Annotated in this window: 16 protein-coding genes; 7 read left to right on the top strand and 9 right to left on the bottom strand. The window is 54.0% G+C overall.

Annotated elements, in window-relative coordinates; translation table 11 throughout:
- Positions 1 to 335: 335 nt before the first annotated feature.
- Both SFX18_05540 and SFX18_05535 read left to right on the top strand, forming a co-directional pair.
- On the top strand, positions 336 to 1,295 hold the full coding sequence (locus SFX18_05540) for a manganese catalase family protein (GenBank protein ID MDX1962595.1): 960 nt from the start codon (positions 336 to 338) through the stop codon (positions 1,293 to 1,295).
- A complete protein-coding gene (locus SFX18_05535) occupies positions 1,261 to 2,202 on the top strand; it encodes an NAD(P)/FAD-dependent oxidoreductase (GenBank protein MDX1962594.1) in 942 nt (313 codons plus the stop codon). Before SFX18_05540 ends, SFX18_05535 begins: the two co-directional genes overlap by 35 nt.
- A 76-nt stretch (positions 2,203 to 2,278) precedes the next feature.
- Here SFX18_05535 and SFX18_05530 read toward each other — a convergent pair whose 3' ends face one another.
- The 3 genes from SFX18_05530 to SFX18_05520 all read right to left on the bottom strand — a co-directional run bounded on the left by SFX18_05530 (position 2,279) and on the right by SFX18_05520 (position 6,114).
- On the bottom strand, positions 2,279 to 2,584 hold the full coding sequence (locus SFX18_05530; protein ID MDX1962593.1) for a hypothetical protein: 306 nt from the start codon (positions 2,582 to 2,584) through the stop codon (positions 2,279 to 2,281).
- Between the two features lie 413 nt (positions 2,585 to 2,997).
- The gene (locus tag SFX18_05525; protein MDX1962592.1) at positions 2,998 to 4,209 is read right to left on the bottom strand and encodes a fatty acid desaturase; all 1,212 of its coding nucleotides are present in this window, start codon (positions 4,207 to 4,209) and stop codon (positions 2,998 to 3,000) included.
- 213 nt (positions 4,210 to 4,422) lie between these two features.
- A complete protein-coding gene (locus SFX18_05520; protein MDX1962591.1) occupies positions 4,423 to 6,114 on the bottom strand; it encodes a transglutaminase-like domain-containing protein in 1,692 nt (563 codons plus the stop codon).
- A gap of 558 nt (positions 6,115 to 6,672) precedes the next feature.
- On the opposite strand from SFX18_05520, the gene SFX18_05515 reads away from it, so the two are divergent.
- A complete protein-coding gene (locus SFX18_05515) occupies positions 6,673 to 7,392 on the top strand; it encodes a hypothetical protein (protein MDX1962590.1) in 720 nt (239 codons plus the stop codon).
- A gap of 281 nt (positions 7,393 to 7,673) precedes the next feature.
- Here the strand turns inward: SFX18_05515 and SFX18_05510 are convergent, their stop codons facing one another.
- The 5 genes from SFX18_05510 to hisB form a co-directional block, all read right to left on the bottom strand.
- Entirely contained in the window at positions 7,674 to 8,507 is an 834-nt protein-coding gene (locus SFX18_05510; protein ID MDX1962589.1) for a PEP-CTERM sorting domain-containing protein, read from the bottom strand.
- 232 nt (positions 8,508 to 8,739) lie between these two features.
- On the bottom strand, positions 8,740 to 9,375 hold the full coding sequence (locus SFX18_05505; GenBank protein MDX1962588.1) for a helix-turn-helix transcriptional regulator: 636 nt from the start codon (positions 9,373 to 9,375) through the stop codon (positions 8,740 to 8,742).
- A 417-nt stretch (positions 9,376 to 9,792) separates the two neighbouring features.
- Positions 9,793 to 10,299 (bottom strand): TfoX/Sxy family protein, encoded by a 507-nt coding sequence (locus SFX18_05500; protein MDX1962587.1) that lies wholly within the window; start codon positions 10,297 to 10,299, stop codon positions 9,793 to 9,795.
- A gap of 37 nt (positions 10,300 to 10,336) precedes the next feature.
- Positions 10,337 to 10,660, bottom strand: a complete 324-nt coding sequence (locus SFX18_05495; GenBank protein ID MDX1962586.1) for a Rieske (2Fe-2S) protein — start codon at positions 10,658 to 10,660, stop codon at positions 10,337 to 10,339.
- Positions 10,661 to 10,864: 204 nt separating this feature from the next.
- Positions 10,865 to 11,452 (bottom strand): imidazoleglycerol-phosphate dehydratase HisB, encoded by a 588-nt coding sequence (hisB, locus tag SFX18_05490; GenBank protein ID MDX1962585.1) that lies wholly within the window; start codon positions 11,450 to 11,452, stop codon positions 10,865 to 10,867.
- A 282-nt stretch (positions 11,453 to 11,734) separates the two neighbouring features.
- On the opposite strand from hisB, the gene rpmE reads away from it, so the two are divergent.
- From rpmE to SFX18_05470, 4 genes are all read left to right on the top strand, one after another.
- Positions 11,735 to 11,995: a 50S ribosomal protein L31 gene (rpmE, locus tag SFX18_05485; GenBank protein ID MDX1962584.1), complete on the top strand. Its 261-nt coding sequence runs from the start codon at positions 11,735 to 11,737 to the stop codon at positions 11,993 to 11,995.
- Between the two features lie 312 nt (positions 11,996 to 12,307).
- Positions 12,308 to 13,381 (top strand): peptide chain release factor 1, encoded by a 1,074-nt coding sequence (gene prfA, locus SFX18_05480; protein MDX1962583.1) that lies wholly within the window; start codon positions 12,308 to 12,310, stop codon positions 13,379 to 13,381.
- A 76-nt stretch (positions 13,382 to 13,457) separates the two neighbouring features.
- Positions 13,458 to 14,384, top strand: coding sequence for a peptide chain release factor N(5)-glutamine methyltransferase (gene prmC, locus SFX18_05475; protein ID MDX1962582.1), 927 nt, complete (start codon positions 13,458 to 13,460; stop codon positions 14,382 to 14,384).
- A gap of 55 nt (positions 14,385 to 14,439) precedes the next feature.
- Complete coding sequence (locus SFX18_05470; GenBank protein ID MDX1962581.1) at positions 14,440 to 15,633, top strand: hypothetical protein; 1,194 nt, start codon at positions 14,440 to 14,442, stop codon at positions 15,631 to 15,633.
- A gap of 669 nt (positions 15,634 to 16,302) precedes the next feature.
- Here SFX18_05470 and SFX18_05465 read toward each other — a convergent pair.
- Complete coding sequence (locus SFX18_05465) at positions 16,303 to 17,262, bottom strand: diacylglycerol kinase family protein (GenBank protein ID MDX1962580.1); 960 nt, start codon at positions 17,260 to 17,262, stop codon at positions 16,303 to 16,305.
- Positions 17,263 to 17,455: the final 193 nt, after the last annotated feature.

Genomic DNA, 17,455 nt, shown 5'->3' with positions numbered 1-17,455 from the left:
TTATTTTGCAATGGTCGTTTAAACGGCAAAGCCCTCGGGGGAATTACGATCTTCCTTGAAAAACTCGCGATTTTTATACCTTAATCAAGCATGTTGACAATAATTATTTGAATATTTTCTTTGCTTGCTCCACTAGATTTATTTACCGACTGCTCTTACAGGCAATGTAGTGGCCCAAAAAACATTGCGAACTGATCGCGGCACTTTCATGTTGCAAGAATGGGAACCATGCCAGTGCTATTTAGAAGTAAGTGGGGAGGGATTGCCAAATTGGTATTTAATTTGCTCAAAAGATGCCATATTGCGGCCTATTTATCTATTGGAAGGGAAAGAAGATGTTTCAGCACATTAAAGATTTACAGTTTGATGCCCGTGTATCACAACCGGATCCCCGTTTTGCCAAACTGCTATTGGAACAGTTTGGGGGAGGAAATGGCGAATTAAAGGCGGCCATGCAGTACTTTGTGCAAGCTTTTGGCTGTCGCCGGGAATATCCGGATAAATATGATTTGCTGATGGATATCGCGACCGAGGAATTTAGCCATTTGGAAATTGTGGGTGCGACCATAACCATGCTACTAACAGGGGTCAACGGCGCGTTGAAAGACGCAGCCGAGGGGAATCTGGTTACTCAAATGGGAAATGGTTCGGCTAAAAAAAGCAACATCATTCAAATGGCGATGGATAACCCCAAGTTTTTACTGGAATCGGCGGGTGGTCCCGTGGTCACGGATAGCGTGGGAGTTCCCTGGACGGGTTCGTTTGTGAACGCCAATGGGGATCTTAGCGTGGACTTGCGTTCGAATATAGGAGCGGAAACCCGCGCTAAAATTTTATATGAACGCCTGTTGCAATTCACCGATGATCCGTATGTCCAAGATACGTTGCGATTTTTAATGACGCGGGAAATTGCCCACTTTCAGCAATTCAACGCCGCGCTTGCGACTATTATGCCTAATTTTCCCCCGGGAATATTTCAAGGCGATGCCCGCTTTACCCATACGGCATTTAATATGTCCAACGGTGTCGAGGATACTCGCGGACCCTGGAACGAAGGTCAAGGTCCTTGGCCCGCCGGCGAAGAGTGGGAATATGTCGAGGATCCGGTTATGCAAGTGATGGAAACCATGGGCCAAGCGCAAAAAGAGATTACCGGCCATCAACGGGATCCCAAAGAGTTGAACCAATTAGAACGCGCTTTGGCCAAAGAGCGCGGCATAGAAGTTGAGATAGCACCTAAGGAGCAATGCTGGTCTAATTATGGTCAGCTTGATGAAAATAGTGAAAATAACTGATGTCGCAATTATTGGGGGCGGACCCGCCGGCTTGAGCGCCGCTTTAATTCTTGGCAGGTGTTGCCGCCAAGTTATTCTGTTTGACCATGATAAGCCGCGCAATTACGCCGCCCGCCAATTGAATGGATATCTAGGGTTGGAAAACTGTTCTCCACGGGAATTACGCGCTCGAGGGAGACAGCAAGCCCTGAGCTACGGTGCGGAAATTGTTTCCGCCGAAGTACTATCCGCCCACACTAATCCTACGGATCATGGGCGTTTTACCATCATAACCGCTGATGGTCCTCCGCGACACGCGCGAAAATTATTGTTAGCCACCGGCACTTTGGATGTGTTGCCTGAAATAGAGAATCTTCGTGATCTTTACGGCAAAGGGGTTTATCACTGTCCTTATTGCGACGGTTGGGAACACCGTCATGGACACTTAGTGGCACTTGGGGATGGACCCGCCCCTGTGGGATTAGCTCTGGCATTGCGAAATTGGTCCGAGCTGATCACCGTCTGCACACAGGGGCAAGAGCTTTCCCCCGCGCAGCAAGCTTTTTTACAAGAACGTAAACTAGGCTATCGGCCAGATAAAGTGGCCCAAGTACAGTCCGGACCAAATGGCTTTCTGAACCTGGTCGTCTTTGAAAATGGGCCGTCGCTTGCCTGTGATGCCTTATTCTTTGCCAGTGAGCAGCGTCAACGGTCGCGACTTCCCGAATTGCTAGGGTGTGATTGCGATCCGGATGGACTAATACGCTCTCATAAAAAGCAAACCACCAACATTCCAGGACTTTACATCGCGGGCGACGCTGATGGGGACGTGCAATTCGCCATCGTGGCCGCTGCCGAGGGGGCGACAGCCGCGGCTGCGATTAATCGAGAATTGCAGGACGAGGACTATGGCGTGCTAGAGCCATAATCCACAAATTCATGCGGCGATGCACAATCCCGATTAGCAGATTCGCCTGGGAGCGCTCCTCGAAAAACCAGTATGGTTATACCTTTGGCGCGTCGTCACTAGCCGACCGGCGCCCCTGCTCATACGCGGCATTCACACCAGCGCTCAACAATACTAGCGCCACGATTCCCAGGGCAATCATCGTGGGCAATAATTCCGCTACGAGCCACTGGCTGATTCGCAGGGCCAAAAAGACCGCCCCCGTCAAGAGGCTCACCCAGGCGGTCAACAGCGCGCGGTGGTTCGCGGGACGCAAATAAAACGATGCGAGAGTTAATCCGCCCGCCATACAGGCAAACAATACCACGTATCCGCTCCAGGCTAGCCAATGCAAGAGAGGCATGGAAAAGGAATAAACAGTGGTACTAAGACATCAGCGACCAAAGATTGATTTTTTTATGAATCAACCTTGTAATAGTACGCGTGCCGTTTTTAAATTAGAATAACGATGTTTGTAGGATACAAAGTCACGACGATTACACTTCACACACTACCAAAAAATTTTACGTTTAACTTTAAATCCGATCTGTGAAAATTAGCTCAATCGGTATTATGTGTGTTCAAATAAATTCAATCGCATCCCCAAATCTTCATTCGTGTAAATCCGTCTTCATCCGCGTTTATCAGCGTCCTATTACGGCCGACCCTGCTTTTGCCCCAATTCAAAAAAAGCACGGCTGAGATAGGTCGGGACATAGGTTCGCAAGGAGCAAACGCCCTTGGCCCGCAATCGAACAGCCGAACTACCCACCCCCTCTACGCCGGCTTGTGATTCGGCCTATCCTTTACCACGTTCCAGGCCAGACCACACTTTTCCATGGCCAAAATCGCCCAGTACGTCACGTCGACTTCCCACCATTTGTGGCCATGTTTGGCCATCGTTTGGTAGGCATGGTGGTTGTTATGCCACCCCTCGCCAAAGGCGGCCAATCCCACCCACCACAGATTGGTGCTGTCGTCGGTGGTTTCGTAGTTGCGGTATCCCCAGGTGTGCGTGGCAGAGTTGACAAACCAGGTGATGTGCATGGTATACACCATCCGCACAAACACGCCCCACACCACAAAGGACCACGCCGTGTACCAATCTTGATAAATGGCGTACGCGCCGAACAGCGTTCCAAAGCCCACGACAAAGTGCCACAACAAAAATGTCTTGTCTAAAAAACGCATGACCGGATCGCGGTACATATCCGGGATGTAGTGCTCGTACATCGCCTTTTGCCAGACGGCCCCCTGATGCGGCATAAACCACAGCATGTGCGACCACAATCCCCCATGCCGCGGCGAATGCGGGTCGCCATCCTTGTCACTATGTTGGTGGTGCATCCGGTGATTCGCCACCCAATTCATGGCGGAGCCTTCACCCGTCAAACTGCCTAAGAGCGCCAGAAACCAACGAATGGGCCGATAGGTCTTAAAACTGTTGTGCGTCAGCAGCCGGTGATATCCCAGGCAAATACCAATGGACGCGGTAAACCAAATGGTGATCGCGGTATAAATCAAGGCATGCCAGGTAAACACAAATGGAGCCGCCAATGCCCCCACATGCGCCAGCGCGATCCAGCCCACAATGAACCAATCCACCCCACTTTTCCAGGGATTTTGCGGGTCATAAATACCCGTGGGCTGGGGGGGGATCGGCTTTTTCTCTTTGACAACGGCGGTTTGGCCAACCTGCTCGCCGTTTGGTAGGGGGGCCGCTTTTTCCAAGGCGGCACGACGTATTAAATCCAGCTTTTGTTGGGCGGAATCTTTGTCACGGGAACTTTTATCCCGGGGGGATTTCTCGCTCGGTTGCTGTTTTCCAGGTTTCTGCGGATTCCCCCGGTTTTTGCCCTGCGGGGCCTGGGGTGTCTTGGAAGTGACTGGTTGCTTAGTTTTATGTTTTTTCAGCGGAATACGCTGGGTGGGTGCGGAACTGGCGGCAAGCAATCCGTCGGCCAGGGTCAATTTGGCATTAGTTGCCATGGTAATCCTTTGCAAGCTCAAACTGGAAAGGTCGGGTTGCGCCCGGGGAAAGGCCTAAATATCGCCTTATGTGGACGCACAACAGTTAACTCGTCGAAATTCTAGCGAGGGGACGAGTTTTGATTGTCAGATGTTAGTCGCGGAATTGTCATTCCTTTGTCAAAAATAGCGCGTTAATCGCAAGTCTTTTTTGCGTAATAGTTTACGTCAGATTTATTTGTCTTTTGACACGACTTTTTCCAGGTTTTCCACAGTGATTTTCAGTCCCTTCATAGAAAATAGTTTTAAGAATGTTAGTTCCGTGGTGCTATCAGCCAGCGGATCCAGGTCGAACTGCAGATAGCCGGGCGTCAGTTCTGAACGGTTGAAAGAGGCATCCAGCGGCTGCCAGACCCCTTGCTGGTAACATTCACTCCACATGTGATAGCTAAAAGCTCGTTCCCCGGGCATCCAAACCAGGCCCACGCATCCCCGTGCGGGAAGGCCGGATGCGCGGGCCAGAGCCACAAATAATGTGGAATATTCAGAGCAGTCCCCCCTCCCCTGCCGCAGGGCCTGGGCGGCGGATAAAAAGTTGTGATTGGTTCCTAGCGGCTGGATGCGCTGTTGCGCTGTGGCAGCAATGCGCTGTGCCATATTTGGTGATTGGTCGGCGGAATCACGAATTTCAGCGGCAAGCTGGCGAATTGCCGGATCGTCCAGTTCTAGCCAGCGATTGGCCGCCAAGTATGGGGCTGAATCCTGGCTTGCGGTATAAGCGGACGATATCGGGGCGGCATCTGTCAACCGCGAGCGAGTGACGGTCACGCGGCATGACTGCGCGTCCACGGGAACAACCGTTTGCCAGGGGCGGGACGCCACCCAGTCGGCGGGATTTTGACGGGGGTGTTGCAGCAAAAACGTGATCCGTTTCGCGGAATGCAAGTCGCCGAGATCAAGCCCCTGGTCGGCAGAGTTACCCAGGACTATCTTTTCCGGTAAAAGTTGCCGTGAATTCAGGGGGGAGCGGGGCGCTAGCGCCGCCTGGCGATCAGCCCGGACATAACAAAGCTGCGCCGCCGGATACTCAGTCAGCCAAATTTCGCCGGTCTCGTCCTGCCAAAGCGTGCCCGAAAGTTCCGTGTGGTGGTCAAACTGCCAGCAAAAATTGACCGGCAAGAGCTGTTTGCCCGGGAATTGAGTTTGATCTTTATGCCAGTTAGGCCGGGCCGAGAGCACCAGCGGGACTTGCCGCCGATTGTCCAAGACACAGACGTGGATCACGCGCTCTGTCGCGGGTTTCAGGGGTTGACGCTTTAACTCTTGTTCGAGGGCAAAGATTCCGGCACGCAGGTTGGTCCAGGCAAAAGTAGCGTTCTCTGTCTGCCCATTGATCACATGGCGCAAGACACACTGGTCGGCCTGAATGTTGGCGAGGATGCTGGTTCTTTCGGTGGGTGTTTGCCGCCACAGTTCCAGGGATACTACTTTCCCGTCCTCGTTTTGAACTTCGCGGGTCCATTCCCGCGTGGCCAAGGGTTGATCCAATACTAGCAGTTCTTGTAGCTCGCGCGGAGGATCAGACAGTGATGCCCCGCCCGTCCACACCGTTTGTTGGTAGCCTACCGGTTGACCCGCTAAATAGACTTGTGCCCAGGATGCCCGGGAGTTTGCCGGAACGGTCAACTCTACTGGAATATCCGCCCCATCCGGCGTCCCCCGGGGTGGTTGATTCGCCTGCCCCGGGGCCAGCGGTTGAGTTTGCCGGGGGGGCAAAGTTTCTTGCTCGGTGTCATGCAGGGCGCTGGACCCGGTGTCGCCGGGACCACAACCCGCCAGCCAGACCACGCCCAAGCATAATTGACATAGCCGTAATAACCGGCCATGGCGGCGCTGGAACGTAGCAGTGGTGGGCGAAGCAGCCATGGGAAATAAGGCTATAGGCTATAAATTGGCCCAAAAAAATGCAAACAGGACCGGTCGGGAATATTAACCAACTGTACGTCGGAAAAATTTTTCTGAAAACTCAACCGGGAACGGGCCGGAAGTCAAGCTAGGCCGGTTATACGTTACCTTTGGGGGGTAAAAACGTGCCAGTCCAATCTTGCGGGTAAAGTTCCCCGCGTATCCGCTGTGGCAGAGTGCTCCTGATTGTTACGCGTGGCGCAATCGGTCGTGGAAGTCTGTTAAAAAGTCCAGAAAGGGTCCGGCAGTCCGCGAACCAAGTGCTAAACTTCAATGACGAACGGCTGAGTAGCCGGATTCGTAGCAGTGGAGCGTAGGTTCATCGTGTTCCCGCACGAAGCGGACACGATGGCTATCAATATTGCCTTGCCAGGAAATATTGTGACTTGCAACAGCCGGGTCCCCCTGAAGTACCGGCGGCGGCAAACGCCAAGAACGTGATTTTACGATTCAATCGCGCCTCTACCCAGGGCCGCGGTTGTATCCGCACCATGTGATGACAGCGAGCCGAGGTCGCCGATGGGGTTTTTGAAGAAGTTCTTCCGCAACGTCTTTCGGGACGGTACTGGAAATCGTCCGCCCAGCAGCTTTGAGCAGTTGAGCGAAGCCGAGCTGGAAACGCATTTGAACGTCGCCAAATATGGCGAATTCATTTTGAGCGAGGCGATCCGCCCGGCGTATAGCCTGGAAGTGGTGCCGCGCGCGGGTTTTCGGCATGATTGCTACCAGGACGACCAGTCAAAAAGCAAAGTGCCGGTCCTCATGGCGGCGGTCACTTTGCCCGAGCTGTTTGACACATTTCTAGATATGCTTGATCCGTTGGGAAATGTGGTCGATGTGGTCCTGGAGACCAGCCACAATCGCGACCAGCGGGGACATGTCGACCTCTATCGCGAGCACATCGACCTGCCGGTGCTAAAAAGCATTCTGTACGATTATGAGGAATTGCTGACGCATGACGGTTGCACGGGGATCGCGGTGCTCAATCCGCAAATCCCCCTGGAAGTGCAATTCGACGAGCACAAGCTGATCATCGCCTATGGGCATGAGTTGCGCGAGTTTGAGGGGGTTTTGCGGGACCGCTGTCTCCCCTGCGACGACCAGATGAAATTCATCACCGAGGCGGAACACGTCCATTCGTCGAGCGATACATTTGCCAGCGCGTTCGAGGAGCTAAAAATGCGGCTGGGCATCGAACCGGGCTACGGTCGGGATGATGAGAATCACCGGTTTGTGTAGCAGGCACCGTCCCGGTGCCGTGAAAGCCAGAACCAGCGCTGTCCAGCCAGACTAGAAAATACATCTAACACGGAGTCACGGAGGAAAGACCGAGGTTCACGGAGGAGCCAATCTGTAAGCGGCGACTCTATCGCCAAACAGTTTTGCAGCGACGCGCTGCAATTGTAGCAGGCACCGTCCCGGTGCCGTGAAAGCCTTGTGGGCCGGATCGTGATCCGCCGCGTTCGTATTGGCACCGTTGGCCGTATATTTAGCCTATTATTGGCCGAACCAGTTTCGCCCTACGATACCACCACGCGTCGCCGTCGACGCAGGCATATTCCGCCGAATACCACCAAGGTCGAGGCGAGCAGCGCAACGCTGGACGGTTCTGGCACGAGGGTTACGGCCACGTTATCCAGTGCCCAGTACTCGTCGCCGCTATCGCCAAAATTCACACCTCCGCTAAATCGAGCCCACTCGAGCGTGGCGGTCGAGGCGGTTGCCGTAAAAGTTAAAGTCGGGTTGTTTGCGCCGCGGCTGAAATAGTAAATGCCATAATAACCGCTGTAGCCGGGGCCTTCTCGCCGGGAAAACTCCGCCCCCGTAAAAGCGGCAACATCCGGCAAGTTGGGGTCGGCAAAATGCGTATCGCTGTAACGCTGGGGAGAATACGCGCCGTAGTCCCGGCCTTGGTCTCCGTTAGAGAACATGGTGTCCACCAGCCGCGTGCCATTAACAGAAAAGTACCAGGCATCGGTGCCGTAACCGTTAGCCGCCCCGTCCCAGGACGCGCCGATGAGCAAATCAAAGGCGACGATATACGACTGCCCCGGTGTCAGTCCCGCAACAGACAGGTTCACAATTTCTTTATTCGCGGTGCTCTTGGCAATATTATGACCCAGGCGGCCCAGCCACTGCGATTGATTCGGCGAGGCTAATCCGCCTCCATCAGTGGGAAGGTTCGTCCGTGTCAGTGCCGGCAGCACGCCCGCGTTCGTAAAGCCCGTCGTATTGCTTTCAAAGTCGTTTGAATAAACCAGGCTGGCGTTCGCGGGACGAGAGCTAGCTAGCCAGAGCGGCGCCACCATGAAAGTCGTCCAGCACCAAAGTACAATTGCAAAGCTGCGATTCATGAGCGGATTCCCTGTTGAAAACTGCGGAATTATACAAAAACCGGTGCGTGGGCGTAAACTGATCAGTAAACATACGCATCAGTAGTATAATGGTGGCAAAGCGCTATTCAAGCAAAATATTGAAATTACAAAATGGTAATCATTTCTGCGCATGCGGCGGGGTGGCGTGTAAATGTTTGCAATACGAGGGTTTTTCGGCATTCTGGCGAATGCCGCTACATAGTTACAACTCTTATTGTTGCGGGGTGCCTGGCACCATAATTCCTTGCAGCGAGCGTAGCGCCCCTCCGTCAAAATCTGCGATCAGCGAGTATCGTCCCCAAATGCTCTGGCCATCGTCTTGTAAAAACTCGTGATATCCCCCCAGTTGCACCGTATCCCCCGACCCGGCGGGTGACTCCATCGTGATCAAACCCGTCTGGGATTTTTCCCAAAAACGGTCGGCGTTTTCTATGAATTGGTGGATGCCGTCCCGCCCATGATACTCCCCCAACATTTCGTTGATGGATTCTACCCGCCGCAACGCTCCAAAATAATAAATCGCCAAGTTGGGATGGGCGACATCCAAAAGGATGGTAGGCTTGCGTTCGAGCAATGCTTCTTTCGCGGAATCCATAAGAATTTGACAATTCTTTCGCCACCGCAGCAGCTCATTTAATTCGCTAGAGGGGACCGAAACTTCGTGCAGCGGCACCCCCAGGGCGATCGCCAGAAACTCCAGCAGGTCGTAGCGTATTGGCACACCTTTTTCCGCGGAACGCACCGTTCGCTCGGAAACTCCCGCGCGCAAGGCCAACTCCAATTGCTTTAGGCCGTGGGCGACACGCAGGTGGCGGAGTTTGTCTCCCAGGGGCGTTACTGTCGGCATGGTTGCCTCTTAATTCTCACCAGGGCCGCAGGAGATCGACACAAACGAAGCATTCAGTCGTGTAAATATCCTAAACCGGATGCGCAAAAATCGCAACTTGCCGGTTTTTTGCCGGTTTGGACCTACAAAATGTGTTAAATTTGCAAAACGATTAGTTGAGTTATGCTTAGTTATATTTTTGAATTGGGTGTGAAGCCCACATTTATGAACCACCTTGCCAGCCTAATCCCTTTTGTTTCGGGGCAGAAAGGGATGCGGCAAGGTGGTTTTTTTCGTATGTGGGATGGAAATTGCTTCTCATGACACATTCCTGCGCAATCCTGGCGCAATTCAGCGGCAAATTTCGCTGACCTTGAATCAGCTAGCGCTGGCGGCAAGAGCTAAAATGCCTCTTTTTTCAGCTTGGCCGGAACAATTTTATTCCAATCCGGGCCTTTTTCGTGGTTGGGATTTTATTTGCATTGGGAGCTGACTTTTTCGCTTGGAGAGGCTTTTTTGTTTGGTTGAACTTTTGCGCTTTGTGGTGCGGCTGGAATTGTTTGCGTTTTTGCGCTTTGGGGTGGATTTTTTCCTTACCTTGCTGTTTTTTTGGGCAATTGCCAGGGCCGTACTGGCCCATTGGCATAGTTCCTCCGGGCTGCGTTCAATGCGGGGCGGGACTTCGTAGTAGCTACGCATGGCATGTTGCGGCTTATCGTTGATGACTTTTTCGGGCCAAGGCACAAAAAAACTCATCCCCGCCGCCTCGTAGGGGCCGCGCGACTCCTCATCCACGCGAAAATACAACCGCCCATCCGCGATCAAGCCAAAGATCACCCCTTGGCAGTACAATCCCGCCCCGCCAAACATTTTGCGAACCGTGACCCGTGGTAAGAGGCGCAAGCGGGCCAGTACCTCGGCAATGCGGTCATCCAACGGGGGCATAGCGGCGGACCAATGTAAAAAGAAAAACGTTAAATCATTAGGATGTTGCAGGATCAGGCAGGGCAACTTGGATATCCGACCCCTGGATGCGCACCGGAAAGCTATCAATTTTAATCCGCGGATTGTCCAGCCAGCAACCATCGCTCACGCGGAACCGCCACGCATGCCAGGGACAGGCGACCACGCCGCCGTGACACTCCCCCGCCCCCAAAGAGGCCCCCATATGCGGGCACAAGTCGTCAATCGCCAAATATTGGCCATTTTCATAAAAAATCGCGATGAGACGCTCCCCCACGGTAACCGTGATTCCCTGGTGCTCGGGAATCGAACCAACCTGGGCGACAGTGACAAAATCAGGCATGGGGGGTGCAATGAAGAATGAAGAATGCCGAATTAAGAATGCGGAAAGGGTGGAAGGTGGAAAAGGGGAGAAGGAGGGTAAAGGCAAATCAATGATCTTAGATTTGAAATTTCAGATTTCAGATCTACTTCCTCGATCCCTGAATTTGTACAAATTCTATCACCTCTTCCATTACTCCACTGCTCAATGACTCTAACGCTCCTCTTACAAACTTCCCTTGGTACTAGGGATGCCCGGCATCCGGGGATCGGCGGAGACCGCCATGCGCAGGGCGCGGGCAGTGGCCTTAAAGATGGCCTCGGCAATGTGGTGGTTGTTACGCCCATGATGCAGCAGGATGTGCAGGTTCAGCAGTCCATTGGCGGCAAAGGCCTGCCAAAAGTCCTCGACCAGTTCGCTGTCAAAGTCGCCAATCTTGGCCGTGGTGAAGGGAGCCAGCAGGACCAGGGCGTATCGGCCACTCAGGTCGATGGCGGTGGTGACCAGGGTTTCTTCCATCGGCAGGGTAAAGTGGCCATACCGCTGGATGCCGGCCTTGTCCCCCAGGGCTTGTTTGAGGGCCTGGCCCAGGGCGATGCCGGTATCCTCGACGGTGTGGTGCTGATCGACATGCAGGTCCCCGGTCGCGAGGATTTCCAGGTCAAAGGCCCCATGCTTGGCAAAGAGGGTCAGCATGTGGTCAAAAAAGCCGATACCGGTCTGGATTTGGCTATTTCCGCCCCCATTCAGATTGAGGGTGAGTTGGATGTCGGTTTCGGCTGTTTTGCGCGCGATCGTGGCGGTGCGGGACATGAGGCGGAGGGGGGGCGGCAAAATAGGAGAACGGGGGGAAAGTGGGAAATTCGATGAATTTTGACATTTAAGTATACATTATTATAAGGACAAAAAATGAGTGGCGAAGTGGAAACGGGTAAATGCCGATTTGGCCCCCTTGTCCCCGGATTTTTGGCCGAATATAATGCTAAATTCCCATTTCAACAACAGAGTTGCTCCCGCAAGTTACGAAAAGAACTAGATATTTGCGGGTTCGGCTTTCCCTGTGGAACGTAACAGCTTTAACCGTGGAATGAGACCATGAAAAAAGATATTCATCCCCGTTATGTCCTGACCACGGTAAGCTGTGGTTGTGGCAACACGTTTCAAACGCGCAGCACGGTGCCCGAGTTGAAGGTTGATATTTGCAACTCTTGCCACCCGTTTTTTACCGGCAAGCTGAAATTTGTCGACACCGCGGGCCGCATCGAAAAGTTCAAGAATAAGTTTTCTAGCACGGGACTGGCCAGCCTCAAGCGGGGCAAGAAAGCCAGCGAAGCTCCCGCCGCGGCGGAATCTTAGCCCGGGACGCTCTATGGCGATGATCCGCGCGGGGCGTGTCGGCGTTGAACGGTCTCTCACGCCCCCCAGCGTGTCTTCTATTGCATCGCCATCCCGTGCGGCTTGGAAACGACATAAAGAGATTCGGCTCACCCTGTGCGGACCGGCAGTCTCTTTAATTTAACGGGCCCCTTTATATAAAGGGGTGATTCGTGGTTTCCCGCAGCTAGCCCGGACTTGCCGGTGCTAAATTTTCATAAACGGTGTATCTTGGCAAAGATACCCGCTTAACCCCCAACATTTCCTTATTATTGGCGTGTTTGCTGGTGCGCTATGCGCGACGAATTAGAAAAAAAATTGGCCCGGTTTACCGAATTGGAACAGGCGCTCGTGGACCCCGCTGTCCAGGCGGATGGTTCCAGGATGGCGGCTTATTCGCGCGAGCATGGCTCCTTGGCAAAATTAGCGCTTAAGTATCGCCGCTTTAAGGAACTGAATCAGCAAATTGTAGAAACCAATGAAATGATTGCCACGGCGGACGCCGACCTGCGGGAACTAGCTGAGTCCGAAATTTCCACCCTGCGCGCGGATCGAGAGGCGGTGTGGAATGAGCTGCTAGACCTGACCATTGGAGGGGAGGACGCCAACCGGGCGCGGGTGATCATGGAAATTCGCGCGGGGACCGGCGGCGACGAGGCCGCCCTGTTTGCCCGGGACCTGTACGATATGTACAAGTATTATTGCGAGGGGCGCGGCTGGAAGGTCGAAGTTATGGACCTGAGCGCCAGCGACCTGGGGGGTTTTAAGGAAATCACCCTGGGAATCGAGGGAGAAGGGGTGTTTCGCGAATTGCAATACGAATCGGGGGGACATCGCGTGCAGCGCGTTCCCGAGACAGAGGCCAAGGGGCGGATCCATACCTCCGCTGCCACGGTCGCCGTGCTACCCGAGCCGGAAGACGTGGAAATCGACCTCAAGCCCAGTGATTATCGATTGGACAAATTTTGCGCCAGCGGTCCCGGCGGGCAGCATGTCAATAAGACCGAATCGGCGGTGCGGCTGACCCATTATGAAACAAATATCGTGGTCCAATGCCAGGATGAAAAAAGCCAGCACAAAAATCTGGCCAAGGCCCTCCGCGTATTAAAGACTAAACTGTACGAACATAAGCAACAAGCCGAAATGGACAAGCGGGCCGCCGAACGCAAAACACTGATCGGCAGCGGTGATCGCAGCGAACGGATCCGCACGTACAACTTTCCCGACAACCGCGTCACCGACCACCGCATCAACCTTTCACTTTATAAACTTGATTCCATCATCGCCGGAAATTTGCAGCCCGTCACCGACGCCCTGCTGGACTATGCCCGCAACGAACAACGCGCGAACATGGGCGTGGCGGAGTAGACAGTGGTAGGTAGTGAGTAATGGCCGACAGGGGATGCTTTAGCCATAATATTCTGGCGATTATCAGGGAGGCGGCATGTCAGAAACCTGGACCATCGGCCGATTGCTGCAATGGACGGCGGACTTTTTGAAAAAGCAGGGTTCGGACACGCCCCGGTTGGATGCCGAAGTGCTCTTGGCGCACTGCCGCAATTGCCAGCGGATCATGCTGTATACGGCCTTTGACGAAGTGGCCAGCGATGAACTGCGCAACCAGTATCGAGAACTAGTCAAGCAGCGGGCGGCGGGCCGGCCCGTGGCGTATTTGGTGGGAAAACGGGAATTCTATTCGCTTCCCTTTCTTGTGACGCCGGATGTGCTCATTCCCCGCCCCGAGACCGAATTTCTAGTCGTGAAGGCGCTCGACATTCTTAAGGAACGCTCCGCGGCACTGGCCGAGAGCGGCCAACCCGGTGAACCAGCGGCCGTGGCCGATGTGGGGACCGGTAGCGGGATCATCGCGATCACCATCGCCAAGCACGCCCCGCCACTGATGTTAAATGGAATACGCGCGCCAGGCGCTGACGTGACCGCGATCGATAATAGCCCCGCCGCGCTCGAGATCGCCCGGCAAAACGCCGCCAGTCTGGGCGTGGCGGAACGAGTCACCTTTGTCGAGGGGGATTTGCTGGCGGGTTTTGACGACCGGCCCCGGTGGGATCTGGTGCTCAGCAATCCCCCCTACATTAGCGAGCCGGAATACGCCGCGCTGGATAAAACCGTGCGTGACTACGAACCGCGCGGGGCACTGGTGGGTGGGCCGACCGGGACGGAAATCATCTCCCGGCTTATCCCGCAAGCCGCGGCGCAACTTAAGCCGGGGGGGTGGTTTTTGTGCGAGATTAGCCCCATGATCGAAGAGGCTGTGCTGGAACTGCTGCGTCAAGAGCCGAGCCTGGAAACGCAGCCCACGGTCAAGGACCTGGCACAGTTGGCCCGGGTGGTGGTAGCGCGGAAGGGGTGATTAAACGACAATTCATGCTAGACGGTCAACCTTAACCATGAACAGGCGAGCTTTTATGCGATTTTTTAAACCATTGGTATGGCTACTGGTGGTCACTTCTCTTGCGACCACGCTGGCCGAAGAACCCGCCTCATCCCCCGCGCGGGAAAATTCCACGAATTCGCCCCCACAGCCTGAAAAATCCCGTGCGGCCATTCTGCAAATTATCAACGGCGGCGACAAGGCTATTCGCGTCCACTGGTTAAAAACCGACAGCGAAAGTATTCTGCAGGGGAATGTCGAACCGGGAAAAGAGACCATCATCACCACGACGCTGGGCCATCGGTTTGAAATTGACGCCGGGGACTCCCAATCAAAGCGGGTGGTCACCAGTCTGGTTCCGGTCCAGGCGTATCGGTTTGATCCGGCTGATCCCGATGGCATTCCCGCGTTTTATACCCAACGCACATCGGCAAACGGGTTTCCCATTGTCGCCTCGCCCCGTGTCAATCCATATGCCCTCAAAGAGGCCGCCTATCTGGTCAATTTGATGCTGGCCAAACGACCGGATGTCCTGCGAGCGATGACCAACAGCGGCGCGCGGATGTGCATCCTGGCTTTTGACGAGTATACGACCGATCAACCAGAATTTACCCGGTTGCGGGAGGAGCCCCAGCCAGAGTTTAAGGATATTTCCGCCCGGGATTATTGGGATTCCCGGGCGCGGGGCCTCGGGGGGAGCGATCGCGATCCGTTTTGTTCCTGTGGCGAGGAAAACCTGTTGGGTTACGCCGGCGATCCCTATGCCGCGGAGTGTATTTTAATCCACGAACTGGCCCATAACATTCATTTACGGGGAATGGTCAATGTGGACGCGACATTTGATACGCGGCTGCAAGCGGCCTATGATGCCGCGATGGGCCAGGGCTTGTGGAAGGGTAAGTACGCCAGTGTGAATTATCACGAGTATTTCGCGGAGGGGGTGCAGTCCTGGTTTGATAATAACCGCGAGAATGATCATGACCATAATCACGTGAACACGCGGGAAGAATTGCAGGCATATGATCCCCGCCTGGCGGAGTTATGCCGCGAGGTCTTTGGCGATACAGAATTGCGCTACGCCAAGCCAGCAACGCGGCTCACGGGGCACCTGCAGGGCTATGATCCCGCGCAAGCCCCCACGTTTGCATGGCCCGATCGCCTGCAACAGGCCAACCAAAAGATTCGCAAAGCCGCACAAGAACGTGAGCGAAAAGCTTCGCAGCCATAAGTACAACCGGTCACATGCTGGCCAGAGGTTGCTTAATACACCCTGTCCCGGTCTATGATTGAGGTAGTTCGGGGTTTAACCCAAAATCCAAACTACTGTTAACACAAATCCCAAGTAATCCTAGCGCGGTTTTCACCAGTTTACCAAAGGGTTCCCCAACTCCGTTGGAGTAGGAGTTCATTGGTTTTGTCCTTTTTCCCAGGGTTGTTCGCTGCGCACCAACCCGTGGGCTTTGTTCCCCAGTATTACCATTCAATAGGGCGCGTTGCGGTAAATGGGTACCGCGAAGCGGTTAAGAAACTCAGCCCTGGATTGCCGCGCAGCGGCTATCCAGGGAATACCGCAAGCCAAAAAATTCTACCGCAACGCGGTTGCGTCAGCCGGATATAACCCATGAAGGTGGGGTGCCTTCACAAATTGCCAGCCGCGCTACGTTTAATTGGAAAGCGTATAACACACGTCGATTATCGAGGTGGATGAATCTGGCCGTTGGCCCTGCCATTAATTTCTTCACATTGACCTAGGGCGACACCGCACTTGCCTTAGGCATGGATAGGTTGGGCCTTTGGCCCATATAGAATCAAATGCCTTTGGCCCATATATGAATGAGGCAAAAAAAATTCTTCACGTTCCGTGAAGAATTGTGGGTGAATATTCCGTAACTCTCCGCTACCACTTGCGCTCTTTCTCCAGCCACTCCCCGGGGACCAGCGCTAAAAATCTTCCCGGGACCACCTCGATCCGCACCGGCAGCGTTCCCCCCGGATCGCCATCCACCTGAAACGGCACCGGTATGTCAGACTCCAGCAGAACCCGTCTAAATTGCGCCACACGGCAATCCGGCATTCGATGATGCAAACCAAAAAACACGCCCGACAGGTATTTTAAACTATGCAAAAATGTCCCTCCCTGAAACGCGCACAGATCCAATAAGCCGTCATCCCCCACTGCCAGCGGGGCCACCCTTAACTGTCCCGCATAGCACGGCAAGTTGCTAATAAACGCCCAGCGGGCCTGCAGGGCGCTGGTGGTTTGAGATTTTTCCGCCTCCCTGGAGCCAGAAAAATCCCAGCGAATCCCAAATTCGGGGTAATTGTACTTTTGCAGGGCCTCCCACAGGGGAGGAATATAGCTCAAGTGCGAAATCGGACCCTTGCGAACCGCATGCAGTCGATGGACGACATCGGCATCCAGCCCACAACTAAACATCAGCAAGAACAGCCGGTCGCCTGCCCTGCCAGCGTCAAAGGCGTATGTCCAGCCCTGCCTTAGGATACGCACGATGGTCGCGGGATCCACGGTGATCCCCAAATACTTGGCCAGTAGGTTTTCGGTCCCCAGGGGCAAAACCAACAACGGCACCCCCTCGGTAAGGCGATTAACCAGCAGATTTAGCGTTCCATCCCCTCCGGCGGCAATGACCGCGCGTAATAAATCCTGGGCTTGCCAGTCGGCGGCTTGCCGCAGCAACACTTCCAGGTCGGTTGTAACTAAGACGGTGTAGCCAACGTCAATCAGTAGGGATTGCAGCTTTTGAATCAGGGCGAGATTGGGGCCTTGACCGGACTTGGGGTTGCACGCAATCAACACGTGGGTCTTATCTGATAGGCGTGTGATGCGCTGTAACATGTGGAACCGCCCCAATGTGGTAAGTTTTGCCCCAGCAAGTGCGATAGCCTGGGATTGTAACATTTGCCAGAATCAACATGATCTCGTTCACGGCGACCAAAGCTCATACCACAGCGGCAGGTCTTAAATTGAGACAAAACCGAGAGTTTTGCGGCTTATCGCAAGTTCTCAAACTGAGAATGTGCATCTTGCA

Source organism: Pirellulales bacterium (genome assembly GCA_033762255.1).
In the GTDB taxonomy this organism is placed as follows: domain Bacteria; phylum Planctomycetota; class Planctomycetia; order Pirellulales; family JALHPA01; genus JANRLT01.
This window is presented reverse-complemented; position numbering and strand designations above follow the sequence as displayed.